This window comes from Martinezella calliandrae, from assembly GCF_030272695.1.
GTDB lineage: Bacteria > Pseudomonadota > Alphaproteobacteria > Rhizobiales > Rhizobiaceae > Rhizobium > Rhizobium calliandrae.
The window spans coordinates 1-227 of sequence record NZ_JARFYN010000265.1; the positions used below are offsets into that span (position 1 = coordinate 1).

At 61.7% G+C, this 227-nt stretch carries 1 protein-coding gene; it reads right to left on the reverse strand.

What is annotated here, in order from left to right; genetic code table 11:
- On the reverse strand, positions 1-227 hold a 227-nt coding region (locus PY650_RS37765; RefSeq protein ID WP_285885089.1), incomplete at both ends, for a hypothetical protein.

Consider the following 227-nt stretch of genomic DNA (forward strand, 5'->3'; position numbering starts at 1 on the left):
CGCAAGACCAGCGGAATATGATAGTTGGTGCTCGCCTCGTCCAGCTGCGCCAAGAACCAGAGCCGCTGCTGGGCAAACGACGGTACAAGCGGCTCTTGACGCGACACGGCAACAATCGCCGGTAGGTCTTGCGGACCGGCTCGGCTCAACACCTCGACAATGCTTTGTGCCAGATCGGACAGCACCGGCTTGGCGAACAGCGTCGTCAGCGGCAGTACCACGCCGAA